22 protein-coding genes are annotated in these 21,831 nt (G+C 71.2%); 12 read left to right on the top strand and 10 right to left on the bottom strand.

Going from position 1 to position 21,831, the window contains the following annotated elements; translation table 11 throughout:
- Window positions 1–226 precede the first annotated feature (226 nt).
- The 7 genes from BKK79_RS09835 to rfaE2 all read left to right on the top strand — a co-directional run bounded on the left by BKK79_RS09835 (window position 227) and on the right by rfaE2 (window position 7,075).
- On the top strand, window positions 227–1,285 hold the full coding sequence (locus BKK79_RS09835) for a Bug family tripartite tricarboxylate transporter substrate binding protein (protein WP_083383912.1): 1,059 nt from the start codon (window positions 227–229) through the stop codon (window positions 1,283–1,285).
- A 55-nt stretch (window positions 1,286–1,340) separates the two neighbouring features.
- Entirely contained in the window at window positions 1,341–2,321 is a 981-nt protein-coding gene (locus BKK79_RS09840) for a fumarylacetoacetate hydrolase family protein (RefSeq protein WP_071010709.1), read from the top strand.
- 168 nt (window positions 2,322–2,489) lie between these two features.
- On the top strand, window positions 2,490–3,329 hold the full coding sequence (locus tag BKK79_RS09845; RefSeq protein ID WP_071010708.1) for an enoyl-CoA hydratase/isomerase family protein: 840 nt from the start codon (window positions 2,490–2,492) through the stop codon (window positions 3,327–3,329).
- 69 nt (window positions 3,330–3,398) lie between these two features.
- Window positions 3,399–4,205: a PhaM family polyhydroxyalkanoate granule multifunctional regulatory protein gene (locus BKK79_RS09850; RefSeq protein ID WP_071037610.1), complete on the top strand. Its 807-nt coding sequence runs from the start codon at window positions 3,399–3,401 to the stop codon at window positions 4,203–4,205.
- Between the two features lie 5 nt (window positions 4,206–4,210).
- Entirely contained in the window at window positions 4,211–5,455 is a 1,245-nt protein-coding gene (locus BKK79_RS09855) for a patatin-like phospholipase family protein (protein WP_071010706.1), read from the top strand.
- Between the two features lie 189 nt (window positions 5,456–5,644).
- Window positions 5,645–6,490 carry a ferritin gene (locus tag BKK79_RS09860; RefSeq protein ID WP_071010705.1) on the top strand — a complete coding sequence of 282 codons (846 nt, stop codon included), beginning with the start codon at window positions 5,645–5,647 and terminating at the stop codon, window positions 6,488–6,490.
- 90 nt (window positions 6,491–6,580) lie between these two features.
- Window positions 6,581–7,075: a D-glycero-beta-D-manno-heptose 1-phosphate adenylyltransferase gene (rfaE2, locus tag BKK79_RS09865; RefSeq protein ID WP_071015985.1), complete on the top strand. Its 495-nt coding sequence runs from the start codon at window positions 6,581–6,583 to the stop codon at window positions 7,073–7,075.
- Window positions 7,076–7,097: 22 nt separating this feature from the next.
- On the opposite strand, the gene BKK79_RS09870 is transcribed toward rfaE2, so the two are convergent.
- From BKK79_RS09870 to BKK79_RS09880, 3 genes are read right to left on the bottom strand one after another with little or no spacing between them, the layout of a single operon-like run.
- A complete protein-coding gene (locus BKK79_RS09870; RefSeq protein ID WP_071038487.1) occupies window positions 7,098–7,925 on the bottom strand; it encodes a hypothetical protein in 828 nt (275 codons plus the stop codon).
- A gap of 48 nt (window positions 7,926–7,973) precedes the next feature.
- Window positions 7,974–8,846 (bottom strand): type III pantothenate kinase, encoded by an 873-nt coding sequence (locus BKK79_RS09875; RefSeq protein ID WP_071010703.1) that lies wholly within the window; start codon window positions 8,844–8,846, stop codon window positions 7,974–7,976.
- Window positions 8,843–9,748, bottom strand: a complete 906-nt coding sequence (locus tag BKK79_RS09880) for a biotin--[acetyl-CoA-carboxylase] ligase (protein WP_071010702.1) — start codon at window positions 9,746–9,748, stop codon at window positions 8,843–8,845. Before BKK79_RS09880 ends, BKK79_RS09875 begins: the two co-directional genes overlap by 4 nt.
- Before the next feature lie 254 nt (window positions 9,749–10,002).
- Here BKK79_RS09880 and BKK79_RS09885 point away from each other — a divergent pair, with 254 nt between their 5' ends.
- The 5 genes from BKK79_RS09885 to BKK79_RS09905 are packed head-to-tail and all read left to right on the top strand — an operon-like array spanning window position 10,003 to window position 14,965.
- Window positions 10,003–11,148, top strand: coding sequence for an MlaE family ABC transporter permease (locus BKK79_RS09885; RefSeq protein ID WP_083383911.1), 1,146 nt, complete (start codon window positions 10,003–10,005; stop codon window positions 11,146–11,148).
- Window positions 11,145–11,996, top strand: a complete 852-nt coding sequence (locus BKK79_RS09890; RefSeq protein WP_071010701.1) for an ABC transporter ATP-binding protein — start codon at window positions 11,145–11,147, stop codon at window positions 11,994–11,996. The genes BKK79_RS09885 and BKK79_RS09890 overlap by 4 nt, the downstream gene beginning before the upstream one ends.
- Window positions 11,993–12,937: an MlaD family protein gene (locus BKK79_RS09895; protein ID WP_071010700.1), complete on the top strand. Its 945-nt coding sequence runs from the start codon at window positions 11,993–11,995 to the stop codon at window positions 12,935–12,937. The genes BKK79_RS09890 and BKK79_RS09895 overlap by 4 nt, the downstream gene beginning before the upstream one ends.
- Before the next feature lie 41 nt (window positions 12,938–12,978).
- Window positions 12,979–13,623 (top strand): ABC-type transport auxiliary lipoprotein family protein, encoded by a 645-nt coding sequence (locus BKK79_RS09900; RefSeq protein WP_071037611.1) that lies wholly within the window; start codon window positions 12,979–12,981, stop codon window positions 13,621–13,623.
- Between the two features lie 28 nt (window positions 13,624–13,651).
- The gene (locus BKK79_RS09905; RefSeq protein ID WP_071010698.1) at window positions 13,652–14,965 is read left to right on the top strand and encodes a VanZ family protein; all 1,314 of its coding nucleotides are present in this window, start codon (window positions 13,652–13,654) and stop codon (window positions 14,963–14,965) included.
- Here BKK79_RS09905 and pcp read toward each other — a convergent pair.
- From pcp to lipA, 7 genes are all read right to left on the bottom strand, one after another.
- Window positions 14,959–15,642 (bottom strand): pyroglutamyl-peptidase I, encoded by a 684-nt coding sequence (pcp, locus tag BKK79_RS09910; RefSeq protein ID WP_071037612.1) that lies wholly within the window; start codon window positions 15,640–15,642, stop codon window positions 14,959–14,961. The genes BKK79_RS09905 and pcp overlap by 7 nt on opposite strands.
- Before the next feature lie 144 nt (window positions 15,643–15,786).
- Window positions 15,787–16,737 (bottom strand): DUF979 domain-containing protein, encoded by a 951-nt coding sequence (locus BKK79_RS09915; RefSeq protein ID WP_071010696.1) that lies wholly within the window; start codon window positions 16,735–16,737, stop codon window positions 15,787–15,789.
- A 6-nt stretch (window positions 16,738–16,743) separates the two neighbouring features.
- A complete protein-coding gene (locus tag BKK79_RS09920) occupies window positions 16,744–17,508 on the bottom strand; it encodes a DUF969 domain-containing protein (RefSeq protein ID WP_071037613.1) in 765 nt (254 codons plus the stop codon).
- A 128-nt stretch (window positions 17,509–17,636) separates the two neighbouring features.
- On the bottom strand, window positions 17,637–18,377 hold the full coding sequence (pxpA, locus tag BKK79_RS09925) for a 5-oxoprolinase subunit PxpA (RefSeq protein WP_071010694.1): 741 nt from the start codon (window positions 18,375–18,377) through the stop codon (window positions 17,637–17,639).
- Between the two features lie 74 nt (window positions 18,378–18,451).
- A complete protein-coding gene (locus tag BKK79_RS09930; RefSeq protein ID WP_071010693.1) occupies window positions 18,452–19,468 on the bottom strand; it encodes a biotin-dependent carboxyltransferase family protein in 1,017 nt (338 codons plus the stop codon).
- Window positions 19,465–20,115: a 5-oxoprolinase subunit PxpB gene (gene pxpB / locus BKK79_RS09935; RefSeq protein ID WP_071010692.1), complete on the bottom strand. Its 651-nt coding sequence runs from the start codon at window positions 20,113–20,115 to the stop codon at window positions 19,465–19,467. Before pxpB ends, BKK79_RS09930 begins: the two co-directional genes overlap by 4 nt.
- Before the next feature lie 619 nt (window positions 20,116–20,734).
- Complete coding sequence (gene lipA / locus BKK79_RS09940; RefSeq protein ID WP_071038488.1) at window positions 20,735–21,751, bottom strand: lipoyl synthase; 1,017 nt, start codon at window positions 21,749–21,751, stop codon at window positions 20,735–20,737.
- Window positions 21,752–21,831: the final 80 nt, after the last annotated feature.

Below are 21,831 nucleotides of genomic sequence, written 5' to 3' on the forward strand. Positions count from 1 at the left end.
GGAAGAGGAGCCGGCCGCATCGGGGTGCGGCCTGCGCCAGGTCGCCGGCCGGCCGGGGCGGGTCGTCAGAGCAGAGCGGCTTGGCATCCACATCGAATTTACTATAGCGAAACCGATTTACCAATTTTTAAGTCGCCGGTAGACTTTCCCACCACAAGAACGGCTCCCGGCTGCCGCGCCACGCAGCGGCACCGGACGATGCCCCAACCCTCCCTGGAGACAACCGATGACGCGCACGCGCCACCCCTGGCCTTTGTCCGCTTTCCTTCCCTTGCTGTCCCTTCCGTTGCTGTCGCGGCGCCTGGCCGCACCGGCCGCGCTGGCCTTGGGCGCGCTCGCGCTGGGCCTGCCGGGCGCGGCCAGCGCCGCCGGCGACAACTGGCCCGGCCAGCCGCTGCGCTGGATCGTGCCCTACCCCGCCGGCGGCGGCACCGACGTGGTGGCACGCGCGCTGGGCCAGGCCATCAGCCCGGCGCTGGGCCAGCCGGTGGTGGTCGACAACCGCCCGGGCGCGGCTACCATCGTCGGCGCCGATGCCGTCGCCCACAGCAAGCCCGACGGCTACACGCTGCTGACCGCCGACACCGGCACCCTGGCCGCCAACCCGTCGCTGTACAAAAAGCTGCCCTACAGCGCCGACAAGGACTTCGCCCACGTCAGCCTGGTGGCGCGCTTCCCGCTGGTGCTGGTGACCTCGCCCGGCTTCCCCGCGCACACGCTCAAGGACATCGTGGCCTATGCGCAGCAGCATCCCGGCAAGGTCAACTTCGCCTCGCCCGGTGCGGGCTCGCCGCACCACCTGGCCATGGAGCTGTTCATGGACCAGACCCATACGAAGATGACCCACGTGCCGTACAAGGGCGCCGCCCCGGCGGTGCAGGACCTGATGGCCGGCCAGGTCGACCTGATGTTCGTCGACCTCGCCTCGGGGCAGCAGAACGTGCTGGCCGGCAAGCTGCGTCCGGTGGCGGTGGCCACGCCGCGCCGCCTGGGCGTGCTGCCCAATGTGCCGACCGTCGCCGAAAGCGGCGTGGCCGGCACGGCCGACTTCCAGGCCTACGCCTGGCAGGGCGTGGTGGTGCCGGCTGGCACGCCGCGCCCGGTGGTGGCGCGGCTCAATGCCGAGCTGGTCAAGGCGCTGAAGAGCCCCGAGGTGCAGAAGCGCTTCGAGGGCATCGGCGTGGAGCCGGTGTCGAGCACGCCGGAGGAATTCGCCCAGTACGCGCGCAGCGAGGCCGAGCGCTGGGGCAAGCTGATCAAGGCCAAGGGCATCACGGTAGACTAGTCCAGGCGCCGGGACCGCGGTCCCGGCGCCATCCGATCCTCCTCGCCTTGCACTCATGAAACTTGCCACCCTCAAGGACGGGTCCCGCGACGGCCAGCTGGCCGTCGTCTCGCGCGACCTGAAGACTGCCCACTACGCCACCGACATCGCCAGCCGCCTGCAGACCGCGCTCGACGACTGGCAGTTCTACGCGCCGCAGCTGCAGGACCTGTACGACGCCCTCAATGCCGGCCGCGCGCGCCATCCCTTCCCCTTCGAGCCGGCCCACTGCATGGCGCCGCTGCCGCGCGCCTACCAGTGGGCCGACGGCTCCGCCTACGTCAACCACGTGGAGCTGGTGCGCAAGGCGCGCGGCGCGGAGATGCCGCCCGAGTTCTGGACCGACCCGCTGATGTACCAGGGCGGCTCCGACGATTTCCTCGGCCCCGAGGACGACATCGTCTGTGCGAGCGAGGCCTGGGGCATCGACTTCGAGGCCGAGGTCGCGGTCATCACCGGCGACGTGCGCATGGGCGCCACGCCCGAGCAGGCTGCCGAATCGATCCGCCTGCTGGTGCTGGCCAACGACGTTTCGCTGCGCAACCTGATCCCCGCGGAACTGGGCAAGGGCTTCGGCTTCTTCCAGAGCAAGCCCGCCACCGCCTTCTCGCCGGTGGCAGTGACGCCCGACGAACTGGGCGGGGCCTGGCGCGAGCGCAAGGTGCACCGGCCCATGACGGTGTGGTGGAACAGCAAGAAGGTGGGCGCGCCGGACTGCGGCACCGATATGGTGTTCGATTTCGGCCAGCTGATCGCACATATCTGCAAGACGCGCAATGTGCGCGCCGGCAGCATCGTCGGTTCCGGCACCATCTCCAACGTCGACCGCAGCAAGGGCTATTGCTGCATCGCCGAAAAGCGCATGCTCGAAATCATCGACGGCGGCAAGCCGGTCACCGACTTCATGAAGTTCGGCGACGCGGTCAAGATCGAGATGTTCGATGCCGAGGGCGCTTCCATCTTCGGCGCGATCGACCAGGCGGTGGCGCAGGGCTGAGTGCCGGCAGCGCGGCCCCGGTCGGGGCGGGACACGACATGGCGGGATTGCCTATAATTCACCGACCGTTCGGTCGACGAATCCCGCCAGGGGTGCGCGACCGCCACGCCCCGGGCCCCGCCCGGCTCCCCTCACGCTTTCCGCAAGCCCGACCACAGGCCCGCTGACATGACCGCTTCCGCCCCGTCTTCCGCCGACAGCCAGCTGTCGCCCCGCTATGACCGCTACCAGGCGCTGACCCTGCGCCGCCACGGCCCCATCCTCGAGATCGTGATGGGCGCGGCGCAATCGGCCAACCGCAAGCTCGCCACCGCCGACGCCAATATGCACCGCGAGCTGGCCGAGATCTGGCGCGACGTGTCGGCCGACCCGGACATCCGCGTCGCGCTGATCCGCGGCGAGGGCAAAGGCTTCTCGGCGGGCGGCGACCTGTCGCTGGTCGAGGACATGGCCAACGACTTCGATACCCGCACCCGCGTCTGGCACGAGGCGCGCGACCTGGTCTACAACGTCATCAACTGCGACAAGCCGGTGGTCTCGGCCATGCACGGCCCCGCCGTCGGCGCCGGCCTGGTGGCCGGCCTGCTGGCCGACATCTCGATCGCGGCCAGGGACGCGCGCATCGTCGACGGGCACACCCGCCTGGGCGTGGCCGCGGGCGACCATGCGGCCATCGTGTGGCCCCTGCTGTGCGGAATGGCCAAGGCCAAGTACTATCTGATGCTGTGCGAGTCGGTCAGCGGCGAGGAAGCCGAGCGGATCGGCCTGGTATCGCTGGCGGTGGACGAGTCGGAGCTGGTCGAGCGCGCCTTCGAGGTGGCGCGGCGGCTCGCGGCGGGATCGCAGAGCGCGATCCGCTGGACCAAGTACGCGCTCAACAACTGGCTGCGCATGGCCGGCCCCGCCTTCGATACCTCGCTGGCCCTGGAATTCATGGGCTTCGCCGGCCCGGATGTGCACGAAGGCATGGCGAGCCTGCGCGAAAAGCGGCCGCCCGGCTTCAGGTAAGCGGTACACGAGACACTACGATGGCCGCAGCCCGGCGCGGGCTGCGCGCCCCACCAGGAGGGTTAGCGCATGTTCGGACAGATTCCCGATTTCACCAACGGCTTCGAGTTCCTGCGCAAGCTCTGGGGCAACGCCAGCGGCCTGCCCGGCGGCCTGATGCCCGGCCTGCAGGCCATGACGCCGCCGATGGACCTCGACGAGCTCGACAAACGCATCCATGACCTGAAGGCCGTGGAAAGCTGGCTGCAGCTCAACACCAACCTGCTGCGCACCACCATCCAGGGCCTCGAAGTGCAACGCGCGACACTGGTCGCGCTGCAGACCTTCGGCAGCGCGCTGTCGCCCGAAGCCATGCAGAACGCCATGGAAAACGTAGCGCGCGCGGCCACTGCGCCGAGCGCCGCACCGCCCGAGCACGCCAGCCGGGACGAGGCGCCCGTCTTCCGCAGCGCAAGCCGGCCGGAGCCCGCTCCCGAGCCCGACGCCCCGGCGCCTGACAGCGAAGCCGGCGCCCGTCCCGGCGCGGCCGGCGCCCATCAGGGCAACGGCGCCGCCCACGGCGAGGCGCCGCCCAACGCCGGCATCTGGTGGGACATGCTGCAGCACCAGTTCAACCAGATCGCCAGCAGCGCCGCGGCCGCCAGCCTGGCGCCGTTCGGCAACCTGGCGGCCTTCGGGACCGCGCCGGCATCCGGCGCGGGCGAGGCGGGCAAGGGGGACGATGGGGCCGGCAAGGCCGCCGGCGACACCGGCAAGGCCAAGCCCGCCGCCAAGGCCACCGGCGGCACCGCCGCGCGCAAGCCGGCGGCCAAGCGCCCGGCCGCCAGGAAAAGCGCCGCCAAGCCTGCCGGCGGCAAGGCCGGAGGCAAGGCCTGACACGCATGGCCAGCCCCCGCCGCAACGGTGCGCCGCGCCTCACGGCCCTGGTGATGATGGGCGGCGGCGCGCGCGCCGCCTACCAGGCCGGCGTGCTGCGGGGACTGGCGCGCATCGCCCGGCGCCACGGGCTCGACCATGTGCGCATTCCTTTCGAGATCATCTGCGGCACCTCGGCAGGCGCCATCAACGGTGCCGGGCTCGCCATCCATGCCCACGACTTCCAGGCGGCCGCCGAACGGCTGGCCGCCCTGTGGCATGGCATCCATGCCGATGACGTCTACCGCACCGACGTGCTGCGCGTGGGCGTGTCGGGCGCCCGCTGGCTGTCCGCGCTGGCGCTGGGCTGGGCCGTGCAGCGCGCCCCGCGCGCCCTGTTCGACAACGCGCCACTGGGCGCCATGCTGGGCGAGCTGTTCGACACCGAGCGGGTCCAGGCCAGCCTCGACGCCGGGTCGCTGCAGGCCTTCGCCGTGACCGCGCTGTCCTATACCACCGGTCGCCACGTCACCTTCTACCAGTCGCACCACCGCATCCATCCCTGGCGGCGCAGCCAGCGCATGGCGGTCGAGGCGCGCATCGGCGTCGACCACCTGCTGGCCTCGTCCTCCATCCCCTTCCTGTTCCCGGCCATGCCGCTGGAGCTGGAAGGGCACCACGAGTGGTTCGGCGACGGCACCATGCGGCAGATGTCGCCGCTGTCGCCGGCCATCCACCTGGGCGCCTCGCGCGTCCTCGCCATCGGCGCGGCTTCGCGGCAGCGGCCGGGCTGGTTCGACACCGTGCCGGCCGGCGGCTATCCCTCGCTCGCGCAGGTCGGCGGACAGGCGCTGGCGAGCATCTTCCTCGACGGCCTGTCGGCCGACCTGGAGCGGCTCCAGCACATCAACAGCCTGCTGGCGCGCATGCCGGAGCTGGCCAGCGACAGCGAGGGCTGGCGCCCCGTGGAAGTGATGACCGTCTCGCCGAGCGAACCGATCGAGGCCATCGCCGCCGAGCATGTGGAGCGGTTGCCGCGCACGGTGCGTGCGCTGCTGACACCGCTCGGCGGCACCGAGGCGCGTGGCGCCGCCTTCGCCAGCTACCTGCTGTTCGAGCCCGAGTTCACTCAGGCGCTGCTGGCCCTGGGCGAGCGTGATGCGGCGGCGCAAGAGGACGAGCTGGCCGCCTTCCTGTATGGCGTGATCCCGACGCCGCACCGGCCGCAGGCCGAGCTGGACCGGGAGCCGCCGGCGCCCGCGCTCGCCTGAGACACCAGCGCCAAGGCAGGCGCCGATTGGGCATCTGCTGCCCGCTGCAAGCGGCGGGGTCGACCCAATTGCCAGGAAAATTCGCAGAAAACCATCAAAACGGTTGCATTCACTCGCTTTCCACCTAAAAAAGGGAATAGAGAATAATTCGCATCTGGTAGAATCTGCCCGTAATTTCAAAGGCTTAACATGCTCTACCCCGAACTGTTCAAATCGCTTGAATCGGTGCGTTGGCACATGGACAAGGACATCCCCTGGGATAGTTTCGACGCCAGCCTGTTGACCGAAGACCAGGCCAAGACCATCCGCATGAACGCCATCACGGAGTGGTCCGCCCTCCCGGCCACGGAGATGTTCCTGCGCGACAACCGGCACGATTCGGACTTTTCGGCATTCATGAGCATCTGGTTCTTCGAGGAACAGAAGCACTCGCTGGTACTGATGGAATACCTGCGCCGCTTCCGCCCCGACCTCGTGCCGACCGAGGAAGAGCTGCACGCGGTGCGCTTCGAGTTCGATCCGGCCCCGCCGCTGGAAACGCTGATGCTGCACTTCTGCGGCGAGATCCGTCTGAACCACTGGTACCGCCGTGCCGCCGAGTGGCACACCGAACCGGTCATCAAGCATATCTACCGCACGCTGTCGCAGGACGAAGCCCGCCACGGCGGCGCCTACCTGCGCTACATGAAGAAGTACCTGACGCAGTTCGGCGACAGCGCGCGCTCGGCCTTCGCCAAGATCGGCGTGCTGATGGCCTCGGCCCGCCGCACGGAAAAGCCGCTGCACCCGACCAACCTGCACGTCAACAAGTCCCTGTTCCCGCACGACACCATCCAGTCGCGCCTGCCGGACCCGGACTGGCTCGAACGCTGGCTCGACGAGCAGATCCGCTTCGACGAAGGCTGGGAGAAGAAGGTGATCGAGCGCATCCTGCACAATATGTCGCTGCTGATGGAGCGCACCTTCGAAAGCGTGCAGGACCTGAACCGCTACCGCAAGGAACTGAACGCGCGCCTGCAGCCCGCGCAGGCCTGAGCCCGCGCCGGCAGCCAGACAAGCCCCATCCCGCGATGGGGCTTTGTTTTGCCCGGCTTCCACCGGGCCAACGCCTTCCCGCCTTCCGCCATGTCCGCACCCCGTTTCGAATCCAAGCTCGTCCCCGCCGATGACACCCAGGCACTGGCCGCGGCCATCGCCGCGCTGCCGCGTCCGCTGGTGTTCACCAATGGCGTCTTCGACATCCTGCACCGCGGCCACGCGACCTATCTGGCGCAGGCCCGCGAACTGGGCGCCAGCCTGGTGGTGGGCGTCAACAGCGACGCCTCGGTGCGCATGCTGGGCAAGGGCGACGACCGGCCGCTCAACCAGGAATCCGACCGCATGGCGCTGCTGGCCGCGCTGGCCTCGGTCGACCTGGTGGCGATGTTCCGCGAGCGTACGCCGGTGGAACTGATCCGCCTGGTGCGCCCCGACGTCTACGTCAAGGGCGGTGACTACGACATCGACACGCTGGAAGAGACCCGCCTGGTACGCAGCTGGGGCGGCCATGCGGTTGCCATCCCCTTCCTGCACGACCGCTCCACCACCAAGCTGGTGGCCAAGGTCCGCCAGGGCCAGTAAGCCGCCGCGCCGGGCCGCCCGCTCAGGCGCAGGCCTGCAGGTCGGCGGCGCCGAAACGGCGCCGGATCGCCTCCAGGCGCGTGCGCTGCGCCGCATCCACGTCGCGTACGCGCAGCCACTGCCGGGTCAGCTGGTGCGGCGTGTCGCTGAGCACCGCCGTCCGTACGCCGAGGCCACGCAGGATTTCCAGATAATGCTCGGCGCGTTCCCGCTCGCGGAACAGCCCGAGCGACACCGTGAAGGTTTGCGGCGTTCCCGCCGCCACCACCGACACATCGGTAACGTTGCGCCGGCGCAGTTCGCCCAGCTTGCGCTGCACCTGCTCGCGGCTCGGTTGCGACGGCAGGTGGACCCACCAGCGCACCTGCTCCTGCCGCTCGAAGGCCTCGACACGGCCGGCACCGGCCAGCGCCTGCGACAGCTCGCGCGCGGCATCGCCGCTCAAGCCGCCGATCTCCACGCACGGCAGCGGACGCCCCGCCGCAAGCGGCTGGGCCGGTGCGGCCACCGCCTGGATCGCAGAGGCGGCCAAGGGCGCCGCTGCGGCCGGCCGGGCAGCCGGGTTGGCCGCCGCCGGCGCGACCGGACCTGAAGCGCCTGCCGGCGCGGTCGCGGGCGCGCTCGCCGGTTCGCCGGCTGCGGCCGATGCCGCTTCGGATGCCGCTTCGGACGCCGCCGGCAGGAAGCGCTCGGCGCGGACCTGCTGGCCGAGCCGCTGCGGCTCGCGCGGGCTCTCCAGCCGGCCGGCCAGCGGCTCGCGGCCGAAGGCACCGAGCGCCGCCGCCAGCAGCAGCGCGTTGAGCAGGCACAGCAGGATCAGCAGCGTCGGGAGCAGGCCTCGGAAGGGCATGGCGCGATCGGGGTCCCGGTGGAACAAGACGGACAGGCGCGGCGCGCCTCAGCGGGCCGCGGGACGATGCCCCGCCATCGTGTGCAGGCCGAGCAGCACCAGATTATCGTGCATCTCGAACGGCATCGACAGCGCGCGCGCCAGCACGTGCCGCGCGCCGCCGGACAGCAGGCAGCGCGTGGGCCCGCGCGCCTGCAGCACGCGCCAGGTGCGTTCGACCGCGCCGGCCTGCGCGGCCAGGCAACCCGCCGCGATGGCATCGTGCGTGTTGTCGGCCCAGGGCGGCGCCGACTCGGCCTCGCTCACCTCCAGCGCCGGCAGCTGCGCGGTATTGCGCGCCAGCGACGACAACATCAGTTCCAGCCCCGGCAGGATCAGCCCGCCCTCGAAGCGCCCGCGCACCGCCTGCGCCGCCGCGCCGACGCTGGCCGGCGCGGCGCTGACCACGTCAAGCGTGGTGGCGGTGCCGGCGGTCACGATCAGCAGCGTGCCATCGGGCTGCCAGCAGCGCGCACCGATACAGCCGACCCAGCGGTCGACGCCGAGCCGCGCCGGCTCGCGGTAGCCGTTGACCAGGCCGTCGTGGCGGGGTTCGGCGCGCACCCAGCGCACACTCGCCGCGGCCCCGAAAGCCGCATCCACCAGGGCGTCGACCTCACCGGCGATGGCCGGGCCGGCCACATTGCTGGCCCATACTTCCGGCGCCGGCCCGGCGCCTGCCAGCGTGCGCCAGCGCCCGGCAAGCTCGGCCAGCGCCGCCGTCTCGCCATGCGCGACCGCGCCGTCCTGCTGCCAGGGCGTGGGCAAGGTGCCGGCGCCGGCGACACTCCAGGCCCACTTGAGGCGGGTGTTGCCGACATCGATCAGCAGGCGCGGCGGCCGGCCCGCGGCCGCCGTGGCGTTGGACGACCGCACGCTCATCCTTGCGCGCCTCCGGCCGGCCGCAGCGACAGCTCGCCGCTGTTGATGCGTTCCAGCCCCGTGGCGGTCTCCAGCAGCAGCTGACCTTCGCCGTCGACACCGCGCGCGATGCCCTCGCACAGCACGCGGCCGTCGTGCAGCAGGCGCACCGGCTGGTCACGGTAGGCATCGCGCGCCGACCAGCGCGGCGCCAGCGGCGCGAAGCCATGGGCGACGAAGGCCTGGCGCATCTCCGCCAGCCGGCCGAGGATGGCAGCCAGCAGGCGGGTCGGGTCGCGCGCGGGATCGAAGGCCGCCATGCGCTCGCTGACGCCCGACAGCTGGCGCCCGAGCGCGGCCTCCATGGCGGCATCGCGCACCAGGTTGAGGCCGATGCCGATCACCGCCCACAGTTGCTGCGGACCCGACGGCACCGATTCGATCAGGATGCCGGCCAGCTTGCGGCCGTCGATCTGCAGGTCGTTCGGCCACTTGAGGCCGACCGCGGCGCCCAGGCCGGCATCGCAGTCCGCCAGCGCTTCGGCCACCGCCAGGCCGACGCCCAGGCTGAGCCCGCTCAACCGGGCCGGCGCCAGCGGCAAGGGCAGCGCCACCGAGAAAGTCATGCCTGCCTGCCCCTGCCACGGACGTCCCTGGCGGCCGCGACCCGCGGTCTGGCGATAGGCCAGGCGCACCATCGCGGTATCCGACCAGGCGGCCTGGCGGCAGGCCTGGGTCAGGTCGGCGTTGGTCGAGCCGGTCTCCTCGACCAGCGCCACGGCCCAGCCGCGCGCGGCGCCGGCATCGAGCGCGGCGCGCAGGGCGGCGGCATCGATGCGCCAGGCGCCGGAGGCGGCAAGCGTGGCGGCCTCGGTGGCTGTCTTGGCGGGCGGCGCGGCATCGTTCGGGCTGGGGGCTGTCATGGGATGGAGGTGCGGTCGGGCGATCAGGGGGGGCGGGGGTCGGGGGGCGGGCGGTCGAGCAGTCGGGCAGTCGGGCAGTCGGGCGGTCCGGTAGCGTGCGCCGCGGACGGGCGCGACGGTCCACCGGACAGACGCGGCGCCCGCTCGCGGCCTGGCGGGCCTGGCGGGCGCCATCCAGCCCGCATTGTAGCCCTGCTGCAGCGCGGCAGCCTGGCCGGCGGCATGGATTAGAATCGGGACTGTCCCATCACATCATGCCTGCCTTGGACAGTCTGATCACGCCTGCCCTCCACATCACGCGACAGGATGGCGCCGCCAGCGTGGAACTGCGCGGCGACTGGACGGCGCTCGCGCTGGCCGAATGCGGACGCGCCGGCGAACTGCGCGAAGCCATGCGCGGCCTCGACGGCGCCGGCGCGCACGGCGCCACGCGCTGGTCGCTGGCCGGCGTCGGCCGCCTCGATCATATCGGCGCCCAGCTGATGTGGCAGGCCTGGGACGGCAAGCTGCCGCTCGGCATCGAGGTCAGCGCCGAACAACGGCGCGTGTTCGGCCGCATCATGTCGCTGCGCCCCGATGGCTGGAAGAAGCACGTGGTGGAGCGCTTCAACCCGGTCACGCTGCTGGGCGGCTCGACGCTGTCGCTGCTGGCCCAGCTGGTCAGCGGCGTCACCATGGTGGGCCAGTTCACCTTCGACCTGCTGCGCTTCGCGCGCGCGCCGCACCTCGGCCCCTGGCGCGAGATCTCGGCCAATATCTACAGCATCGGCTACAAGGCACTGGGCATCACCGCGCTGGTGGGCTTCCTGATCGGCATCGTGCTGTCCTACCTGTCGGCCAACCAGTTGCGCACCTTCGGCGCCAGCCTGTTCATCGTCAACATCCTCGGCATGGCGGTGATCCGCGAGCTCGGCCCGGTGCTGGCCGCCATCCTGATCGCCGGCCGCTCGGGCTCGGCCATCACGGCGCAGATCGGCGTGATGCGGGTGACCGAGGAACTCGACGCCATGCGCGTGATGGGCATCTCGCACGGCTTCCGGCTGATCATGCCGCGCGTGCTGGCGCTGGCGGTCTCGATGCCGCTGCTGGTGGCCTGGACCGACCTGATGGCGCTGGCCGGCGGCATGCTGGCGGCACACTCCCAGCTAGGCATCAGCGCCGCCTTCTTCCTGCGCACGCTGCCCGACGCGGTACCGGTGGCCAATCTCTGGTTCGGCCTCGGCAAAGGCGTGGTGTTCGGCATGCTGATCGCCCTGGTCGCCTGCCATTTCGGCCTGCGCATCAAACCCAATACGACCAGCCTGGGCACCGGCACCACGGCCTCGGTGGTGACGTCGATCACGGCCGTGATCCTGGCCGACGCCGTCCTCGCCATCCTGTTCAAGGACATCGGCCTATGAGCACCGCCCCCGCCCCGGCCGGCCTGGTCCCGGGCACCGGCGCGGCGCCCGCCCGGCGCCAGGCCATCATCGAGGTACACAAGCTGGTCAAGCGCTTCGGCGACCACGTCGTGCACGACGGGCTCGAGCTGGAGGTCTACCGCGGCGAGCTGCTGTCCATCGTCGGCGGCTCCGGCACCGGCAAGACCGTGCTGCTGCGCCAGATCGTCGGCCTGGAGCGCCCGACCTCGGGCACCATCCGCGTGTTCGGCGAGGACGTGATGACCTTGCCGCCGGCGCGCATGCAGGCGCTGCGCAACCGCTGGGGCCTGCAGTTCCAGCGCGGCGCGCTGTTCTCCGCACTGTCGGTGATCGACAATATCGCGCTGCCGCTGCGTGAACTTCGCACCCTGCCCGACAATCTGATCTGCCAGTCGGCACTGCTCAAGCTGCAGCTGGTCGGACTGTCGGCGCGCGATGCGGACAAGATGCCGGCCGACCTGTCCGGCGGCATGGTCAAGCGCGTGGCGCTGGCGCGCGCGCTCGCGCTGGAGCCGGAGCTGGTCTTCCTCGACGAGCCCACCGCCGGACTGGACCCGATGGGCGCCGACGACTACGTGGCACTGATCCGCGAGCTGCGCGAGGAGCTCGGCCTGACCGTGGTGATGGTCACGCACGACCTCGACACGCTGGTGGCGCTGTCGGACCGCGTGGCCGTGCTGGCCGACCGCAAGGTGCTGGCGGCCGCACCGATCCCGGAGCTGCTGCACATCGACCACCCGTTCATCCGCGAGTACTTCCTCGGTGAACGGGCCCGGCGCGCCCTGACGGCCCTGCCGCCGCCCCACGCGCCCTCTGGAGAAGCATGATGGAAAACAAGTCGAATGCCTTCCTGGCCGGCGTTTTCACGCTGGGCCTGGCCATCCTGGTGGTGTTCGCCATCTTCTGGTTCAGCAGCGACCACACCGTGCGCGTGCCGTACGACCTGGTCACCCGCTCGACCGTCAACGGCCTCGGCCCGCAGGCCGACGTCAAGTACCGCGGCCTGGACGTGGGCAAGGTGGTGTCGATCAAGTTCGATCCCGAAGTGTCGGGCCAGATCATCGTGCGCATCAGTGTCGACCACGACACGCCGATCACCGGCACGACCTACGCCACGCTGGGGCTGCAGGGCGTGACCGGCGTCGCCTACGTGCAACTGGACGACACCGCCGCGCGCACCGGCGCCGGCCCGCAGGCCGGACGCCTGGCCACCTCGGCCAAGGCGGTGGCGCGCATCCCCATGCGGCCCGGCTTCTTCGAGGAGCTGGAGCGGCGCGGCGACTCGCTGCTGAGCCAGCTCGACTCCGTGATGGGCTCGGTCAACAGCATGTTCCAGGCCGACAACCGCCGCGAACTGATGGATGCGATCCGCTCGGTGCACAGCGCCGCCGAGAGTTACTCGCACCTGGCCCGCACCATGGAGCCCGCCGCGCAGCAACTGCCGCAGGTGGCGGAGAACCTCAACGCCACCCTGGCGGCGACCCGCCACCTGGCCGAGCAGCTCGCCAGCCCCAACGGCCAGCTGCTGCGCACGGTCGACAAGGTCGGGCACGATGTGCAGGCGGTCAGCGAATCGCTGCAGTCCGCCGCCGGCGACGTCTCGCAGAACACGCTGCCGCAGGTCGGCGGCCTGGCGCGCGACGCGCGCCAGGCGGTGCGCAGCATCGATCGCGCCGCCAGCCAGTTCAACGACAGCCCGGGCAGCGTGCTGTTCGGCGCACCGGCACCGGCGCCGGGCCCGGGCGAGCCCGGCTTCCGGGCGCCCTGATCCGCCGCCAACCGCCGCCAGCCACCGACCCGAGGCCCGACATGATGCGCATCCTCCCCTTCCCCGCCGGCAGCCTGCGCCCGGCCACCGGCGCCGCAGCCCTTGCCGCGCTGGCCCTGCTCGGCGGCTGCGCGCTGACGCCCGGCCGCCCCACCATCAGCTACGATCTCGGACCTGCCGCGGGCGCGCCGCCTTCGGCCGCGACGGCAGGCACGGCCCCTGCCGCGCATGCGCTGCCACCGCTGCGCGTGACCCAGACCGACAGCCCCGCCTGGCTCGACAGCAACTCCATCTTCTACCGGCTGCGCTATGCCCAGGTCGAACTCCTGCAGCCCTATGCGACGCAGCGCTGGGTCATGTCGCCGGCGCGCCTGCTCGACGAACGCCTGCGCGAGGCGGTCGCCGCGCGCGGCACGCTGGCCTGGCAGGGCAACACCGGCGCGCCCGCGCTGCACGTCGACCTGATCACCTTCGAGCAGGTCTTCGACGGCGAGAGTGCCAGCCACGGCCTGATCCGCGCGCGCGCCACCGTGTACCGCGAGCGCATGATCGGGCAGAAGACCTTCGTGGTGGAGCAGCCCGCGCCGACGCCGGACGGCGCCGGCGGGGTCAAGGCGCTGGCCGCGGGGTCCGACGCGCTGGTCGGGGCCATGCTCGACTGGGTCGCCACCCTGCCGCTGAACTGAGGACGGCCGGGATGCCGAGGATGCCGTGATGGAAACCGTCCCGCCGCCCGCGCCGCGCGGCGACGATGCGGTGCCCCGGCACTCTCCGCTGGCACGCGTCGGCCTGCTGTGCTTCACCTTGCTGGTGATCTACGCCAGCCTGTACCCGTTCAGCGGCTGGACCGGCAACGGCATCGCGCCATGGGCCTACCTGACCGCACCCAAGCCGCGCTACATCACCAGCTTCGACCTGCTGACCAATGTGATGGGCTACAGCCCCTTCGGCGCGCTGGCGGTGCTGGCGCTGTACCCGCGCGTGCGCGGCGTGCCGGCGGTGCTGGCCGCGCTGGCGGCAGGCACGGCGCTGTCGGCGGTGATGGAGGGACTGCAGACCTGGCTGCCGACGCGCATCCCGTCCAATATCGACCTCGCCACCAATGCGATGGGCGCGCTGCTGGGCGCGGCGCTGACCGCCCCCTTCTGCGCCGCGCTGATCGACCGCAGCAACCTGCGCCGGCTGCGCCTGGCCTGGTTCGAGCCCTATGCCAGCTTCGCCATCATCCTGGTCCTGCTGTGGCCGTTCGCACAGATCTTCCCGCAGGAACACTTGTTCGGCATGGGCGCGATCGTGCGCGAGTGGCTCACCGACCCCGACTCGTGGCCGATGCAGGTGCTGCAGTCGGTGGTGCCGGCGCTGGCCGACTGGCAGGCCGACATCGGCCTGGGCCCCGACGACATGCAGAACCGCCAGTTGCTGGAATCGCTGGTCACCGCGCTGAGCTGGGTGGGCACCGGGCTGTTCGCCTCGGTGGCGATGCGCCGCCATGCGCCGATGCTGCGCATCCTGACCGCCTTGCTGGCCGGCGCGCTGCTGCTCAAGGCAGCCGTGGCGGAATTGCAGTTCCCCGACGACACGCCCTTCAACTGGCTGTCCGAAGGCGGCCGCTTCGCGCTGCTGACGGGTTCGCTGGTGCTGGCGCTGCTGCTGCAGCTGCCGCGCTGGCTGCGCGGCCTGCTGGCCCTGCTGGCGCTGATCGGCCTGGTGCTGCTGACCAACCTGCTGCCGCCCAATCCCTATGCCTGGATCTCGGAGCAGGGCTGGCGCATGGGCCGCCTGATCCATTTCAACAGCCTGGCCCAGTGGCTGGGCTGGGTCTGGCCCTTCGCGGCGGCCAGCTACCTGGTCTGGCGCTTCGAGCAGTTCAACCTGGACCGCCACGCGCTGCGCCGCGCCAGGCGCCAGGCCAGGCGCAAGGCCGCGGCCGCGGCCGCGGCGGCGGCGGCGGCACCCGGCACCCCGGACACCCCGGGCGAGCCTGGCGAGCCTGGCGAGCCGAACCGTCCGCCGCGCGACGCTCAGTGAGTCTGGCCGCCCTGCTCGCGCACGTCGACCTCGGTCGCCAGCGCCGTCTGCACCATGCGGCGCAGGCCCGCCACCAGGAGCGGCAGCGCCATGCTGGGCTGGCCCGGATGCTGGGCGGCCTGTTCGGGCAGATAGGGAATGTGGATGAAGCCGCCGCGCGCCCGCGGCGCGCCTGACATGCCTGGCGCGCCTGACGCGCCTGACGCGCGCGTGGCGAGCAGGTGCATCAGGCCGTAGAAGATATGGTTGCAGACAAAGGTGCCGGCGGTCTGCGACACCGCGGCGGGGATACCGGCCGCGCGCAGGTCGCGCACCATGGCCTTGATCGGCAGCGTGGAGAAATAGGCCGCCGGCCCGCCCGCCACGACGGGCTCGTCGATGGGACGGGCACCCGCGTTGTCGGCGATGCGCGCGTCGTCGACATTGATCGCGACGCGCTCCACCGACATCTCGCTGCGCCCGCCCGCCTGCCCCACCGCGATCACCAGCACGGGATCGAGCGCGTCGATGGCCTGCGCCATGGCGTCGATGGCGGCACCGAATACGCAGGGCATCTGGCGTACCGCGATGGCGGCATCGCCGAAGCGCTCGCCGTCCAGCGCGCGCACCGCCTCCCAGGATGGATTGATCGGTTCGCCCTCGAAGGGTTCGAAGCCGGTGAGCAGGACGGTAGGCATGATGGACCTCGCTGGGCAGTCGGGTGGTCTCAGGGGATGTCGGCCGGTGTCTGCTGATGTCTGCTGATGTCGGGTGGGGCGACGGAGGCGATGCGGCGGGACCCGCCCGCCGCATCGCCTCGCGTCACATCAGCTCACATCGCATCACATCAGGAAGTAGAGCAGCGCGATGTTGGCCACCAGGATCGCCAGCGCGGTCGGCACCTGCGCCCGGATCACCGCGTTCTTGTCCTGCAGTTCCAGCAGCGCGGCCGGCACGATGTTGAAGTTGGCCGCCATCGGCGTCATCAGCGTGCCGCAGTAGCCCGAGAACATGCCGATGGCCGCCATCACCGCCGGATTGCCGTTGAAGGTGCCGACCAGGATGGGCACGCCGACGCCGCCGGTCATCACCGGGAAGGCGGCGAAGCCGTTGCCCATGATCACCGTGAACAGGGCCATGCCGACGCAGTAGACCGCCACCGCCACCAGCTTGTAGTCCATGTTGATGTAGGCCGTGGTCAGGTGCGCGACCGCCTTGCCCACGCCGGCGTCGGCGAACACCAGGCCCAGCATGGCCAGCATCTGCGGCAGCACCAGCGCCCAGCCCAGCGACTCGGTCAGCCGGCGCGATTCGCGCACGCCCTGGACCACGCTGTCGCGTGTCAGCCAGCACACCACGGCCAGCGAGACCAGGCAGCCGATGCCAAGCGAGACGAAGGTCACGTTCTTCGGATCGAGCAGCGCCAGGCCGGCGATCTTGACGTCCTTGAACAGCACCGTGCCCAGCACCGTGACCACCGGGATCAGCAGCGCGGGAACGAACAGCTTGTTGCCCAGGCGCTTGGCGCTGGCGCGGCGCTCGGCCTCGGGCAGCGTGTCGTGCTTGCCCAGGCCCACGCCGCCGAAACCGGCGATCAGCGCCATCAGCACGGCACCGGCGCCGACCACCGCCGGCGGCAGCTTGTCGCCGACCAGGAAGACGGCCGCATACAGCAGCCAGAACAGGCCGGTGGTGAAGCGGCGCGGATGCGTGCGGTCGGCGAAGGTCAGCAGCGCGGTGATGGCCAGCACCAGTCCGGCCAGCCAGTAGAGGTAGTCGATGGAAATGATCATGATGGCTTACTCCCCGCTCTTGGCCGTGTGCTTGGCAGCGCTGCCGTTACCGTTACCGCCAGCGGCGGCGGCGGCGGCGCGCTGGCCGCCCAGTTCACGCTCGAGCCAGCCGTCCAGGCGCCTGAGCCGCACCGAGTGGATCAGGAAGGCGCACACCGCGGTCGGGATGCCCCACACAGCGATGTGCAGCGGTTCCACGTCGATGTTCGACGACAGCAGGAAGGTGTGCATCAGCGCGATGGCACCGAAGGCCACGAAGATGTCCTCGCCGAAGAACAGGCCGACGTTGTCGGTGGCGGCGCAGAAGGCCAGCACGCGCTGGCGCACCGGTTCGGGCAAGGCGCCGAAGCGGTTCTCCGCCGCGCCCTCCGCCATCGGCGCCAGCAGCGGGCGCACCATCTGCGGGTGGCCGCCCAGGCTGGTCAGGCCCACCGCCGCGGTCAGTTCGCGCACGCCGAGGTAGACGATCAGCAGCCGGCCCACCGTGGCCGAGGCGATGCGCGAGATCCACGCCTGCGCGTGCTCGCGCAGGCCGTGCCGTTCCAGCAGGCCGATCACCGCCAGCGGCAGCAGGATGATCAGCGGCAGATTGCGCGCCTTGACGAAGGCAGTGCCGATCGCGCTGAGGATCTGCACGACCGGCATCGAGGCGGCCAGCCCGGTGACGATCGCGGCGATCGCCACCACCATCATCGGGTTGAAGCGCAGCACGAAGCCCAGGATGATGACGCCGACCCCGAGCAGGGGCCAAAGATTGACTGCGTGTTCCATGTGAGACACCAGTAAGGAGGGAGGAAGCAGGCGCAGCGCCCGCCCGGCCTGCAAAGCGGGCCGGCAGGGGTGCGCGCCGCGGGGGGAGCCCGGCAGCCGGGGCAGGAGGCGCTGGCGCGCCCCCTGCCTCAGTTGCCGGCGCGGATCGCGATGCCCTCGGCGCCGAGCCGTTCCCGGATGCGGCGCGCGAAGGCCAGCGCGTGCGCGCCGTCGCCGTGCAGGCACACGGTCTCGGCGCGGATCGGTACCCAGCTGCCGTCGATGGCGCGCACGCGCTGCTCGCGCACCATGGTCAGCGTCTGGTCGAGCGCGACGGCCTCGTCCTCGTGCAGCGCGCCGGGCGTGCCGCGCTTGACGAGCGAGCCGTCGGGGTTGTAGCCACGGTCGGCGAACACTTCCTCCTTGACGCGCAGGCCGGCCTCGCGCGCGACCTTGACCATGGCGCTGCCGGCCAGGCCGAAGAAGACCAGGTCGGAGTCGAAATCGCGTACCGCGCGCACGATCGCCTCGGCCAGCGCCGGATCGCGCGCGGCCTGGTTGTAGAGCGCGCCGTGCGGCTTCACGTGGGCCAGCTCGCCGCCCTGCGCGCGCACCATCGCGGCCAGCGCGCCAATCTGGTACAGCACTTCGGCGTACACCAGCTCGGGGGCGCGCTGCATCTCGGTGCGGCCGAAATTCTCGCGGTCGGGATAGCTCGGGTGGGCGCCGATGGCCACGCCGCGCTCGATCGCCCAGCGCACCGTCTGCAGCATGGTGGCGGCGTCGCCCGCGTGCCAGCCGCAGGCCACGTTGGCCGAGCTGATCAGGCCGAGCAGCGCTTCGTCGTTATCGCAGCCTTCGCCCAGGTCGGCGTTCAAATCGATCTGCATTGCCTTGCTCCTTCGTACTTTGTCGTCCGCGGTCGTCCTTCGACGCCGTCCAGTCCGTATCCGCCGCGCCCCGTTCAGGCCGCGGCACGTGTCTGCGCGCGGCGGCGCGCTGCAATGTCCATGCCGCCCTCCTGCCAGCGCAATGACTGCGCCACCTGCTGCAGGTAGCGCTCCAGTTCCGCCTGCGCCACGGCAGCCTCCGCCAGCGTCGCCGGCACGAAGCGCAGCGACGCCCCGAGCGGCACCTGCGCCAGGCGCCACAGGTCGGCGCCGATCACCACGCCGATCTTGGGGTAGCCGCCGGTGGTCTGCGCGTCGGCCATCAGCACGATGGGCTGGCCGGCCGGCGGCACCTGGACCACGCCCGGCAGCACGCCGTGCGACAGCAGGTCGGCGTCGCGGCCGGGGGTGCGCGCCAGCGCCGGACCCTGCAGGCGCATGCCCTGGCGGTTGCTGTTGGGCGTGACGGTCCAGGCCGACTGCCACAGCGCGTCGCGCGCGGCCTCGTCGAACGCCTCGTATTCCGGCCCCGGCAGCAGGCGGATCGGCCAGGCCCGCTCCAGGCGTGCGCGCGGCATCGCCCAGGCCGGCGCGGCCACGCCGCGCGCGGCAGCCGCCGGCTGGCCCGGGCCGGCCGCCGCCAGGCGGTCGCCTTCGCGCAGCGCGCGCCCGGCGAAACCGCCGAAGCCCGCCTTCAGGTCGGTGCTGCGCGAACCCATCACGAGCGGCACGTCGATGCCGCCGGCCACGCACAGATAACTGCGCGTGCCGCCCTGCGCCGCCGCCAGCACCAGGGTGGCGCCGCGGCGCACATCGAAGGCATGCCAGGACCAGACCGGCTCGCCGTCGAGGTGGGCAGCGCAGTCGGCGCCGGCCAGGGCCACGCGCAGGTCGGCATGGAAACGCAGCGCCGCGCGGCCCAGCGTGAACTCGATGGCGGCCGCCCCGCGGGGATTGCCCAGCAGCAGGTTGCCGGTGGCGAGCGCCATGCGGTCGAGCGCACCGGACAAGCCCACGCCGACATGGCGGAAGCCGCTGCGGCCCAGGTCCTGGACCGAGGCGAGCGCACCGGGGCGCAGGATCTCGATCACGCGGCCACCCGCTCGGCGATGAAGCGCACGGTATCGCCGGGCGCGAACAGCGAAGGCGGATCGCGGCGCGCGTCGAACAGCGCGCTGTCGGTGCGGCCGATCAGCTGCCAGCCGCCCGGCGCGCTGGCCGGGTAGATACCGGTCTGCTCACCGCCGATGCCGACCGAACCGGCCGGCACCGCCAGGCGCGGCTCGCGCCGGCGCGGCGTGGCCAGCGCGGGGTCGAGCCCGCCCAGGTAGGCGAAGCCGGGCTGGAAGCCGAGGAAATAGACCACGTACTCGCCGGCGGTGTGGCGGCGCACCACTTCCTCGGGCGCCAGCCCCGTATGGGCGGCCACCTCGGCGAGGTCGGGGCCGTCCTCGCCGCCGTAGCGCACCGGGATCTCCACCAGCCTGCCCACCGCCTCGCGCGACTCGCCGGAGGCCCAGGCCAGCTTCAGGTTGCGCTCCAGCGCCTCGGCATCGGCCTCGGCATCGAACACCAGCATCAGGTTGTTCATGCCCGGCACCACGTCCACCACGCCGCGCCAGCCGACCGCCCGCTGCGCCATCGCCCAGATGCGGCGCTGGACGTCGAGGGAAGCCGGCGGCGGCACGCTGCACAGCAGCGCCTGTTCGGCCAGGCGGTGAACGGAACATCGGGTCATGGGCACATCGCGGTGAAGGGCCTGCCTGCAGTCTAGGCGGCAGCACAGCAGTCGTCAGGCAGGACACCTTCCCGACCGGCATGCCAAGCGAATCACATCCGTTTAATTGACAATTTATCGATAAATTAATCATAACGAAATGATGACAAGGTGGGGCTAGGGATTGACCCTAGCCCCCGGCCCTGCCGTCCGGGCAGCGCTTCGGCACGGCGCACGCCGTGGGTGCAGGGGGCTTGGAGGGCGAACCGGGCTGGTGCGCGGCGCGCGGGCACGACTCGCCACCCGGGCCCGCGCAGGCGCGCACGGCACCCGGATGGTGCAAGCGCCCATGTCCCGGGCAGTCGGCCCGGATCACGGCGCTGGATGGATCGATCGGAAAACAATGCCGCGGACGTTGCGTCAATGCAACAGCCGAAGGCGGAGTGGGATCTGGCGGGGTGCCTGATGAGGGGTGCGATCAGGGACACCGTGCATCACGGCATCGCGGCATCACGGCATCACGGCATCGCGGCTGTCGGCGGACAGTGCCAGCCGGCACGGCGAGAAACGGGGAGAGAGACCGGGCAGGCCCGGCGAGGCGGCAGGCCCCGGCGCACACGGCGCGCCGGGGCGCGGGGGATCAGGCGAAGCCGGCCTGGTGGGCCTGCTGGTCGGCGTGGTACGAGCTGCGCACCATGGCGCCGACGGCGGCATGGGTGAAGCCCATCTTGTAGGCCTCTTCCTCGAACATCTTGAAGGTGTCCGGATGGACGTAGCGCAGCACCGGCAGGTGGTGGTTCGACGGGGCGAGGTATTGGCCGATGGTCAGCATGTCGATGTCATGCGCGCGCATGTCGCGCATCACTTCGAGGATTTCCTGGTCGGTCTCGCCCAGGCCCACCATCAGGCCGGACTTGGTCGCCACATCCGGGCAGCGCTGCTTGAACTCCTTCAGCAGCGTCAGCGAGTGCGCATAGTCGGCGCCCGGGCGCGCCTGCTTGTACAGGCGGGGCACCGTTTCCAGGTTGTGGTTCATCACGTCCGGCGGGCAGGCCTGCAGGATGTCCAGCGCCTTGTCCAGGCGGCCGCGGAAGTCGGGCACCAGCACCTCGATGCGGGTCACCGGCGACAGTTCGCGGGTCTGGCCGATGCAGTCGGCGAAGTGCTGGGCGCCGCCGTCGCGCAGGTCGTCGCGGTCGACGCTGGTGATGACCACGTAGTTCAGCTTGAGCTGGGCGATGGTGCGCGCCAGGTTGCCCGGCTCATTGGTATCGAGCGGGTCCGGGCGGCCATGGCCCACGTCGCAGAAGGGGCAGCGGCGCGTGCACTTGTCGCCCATGATCATGAAGGTGGCGGTGCCCTTGCCGAAGCACTCGCCGATATTGGGGCAGCTCGCCTCCTCGCACACCGTGACCAGGTTGTTGGCGCGCAGGATGTCCTTGATCTCGTAGAAGCGCGAATTGCCGGTGGCCGCCTTGACGCGGATCCACTCCGGCTTCTTCAGCTTCTCGGCCGGCACGATCTTGATGGGGATGCGCGCAGTCTTGTCCGCCGACTTCTGCTTGCGGGTGGGATCGTACTGGGTCTGGGCTTCGGGCTGGGGGGCCGCCTGGCCTTGCGGGGCCTGGCTGGAAGGGGCGCTCAGGGCGTCGCTCATGATGTTCTCCGCACGCATTCGGCGTGCCAGTTCTGTTCGGTCTGCGGCCGCTGTGGCCGGTTCGGGGTTCGGGTCGGTGA

This window comes from Cupriavidus sp. USMAA2-4 (assembly GCF_001854305.1).
Classification (GTDB): Bacteria; Pseudomonadota; Gammaproteobacteria; order Burkholderiales; family Burkholderiaceae; genus Cupriavidus; species Cupriavidus malaysiensis.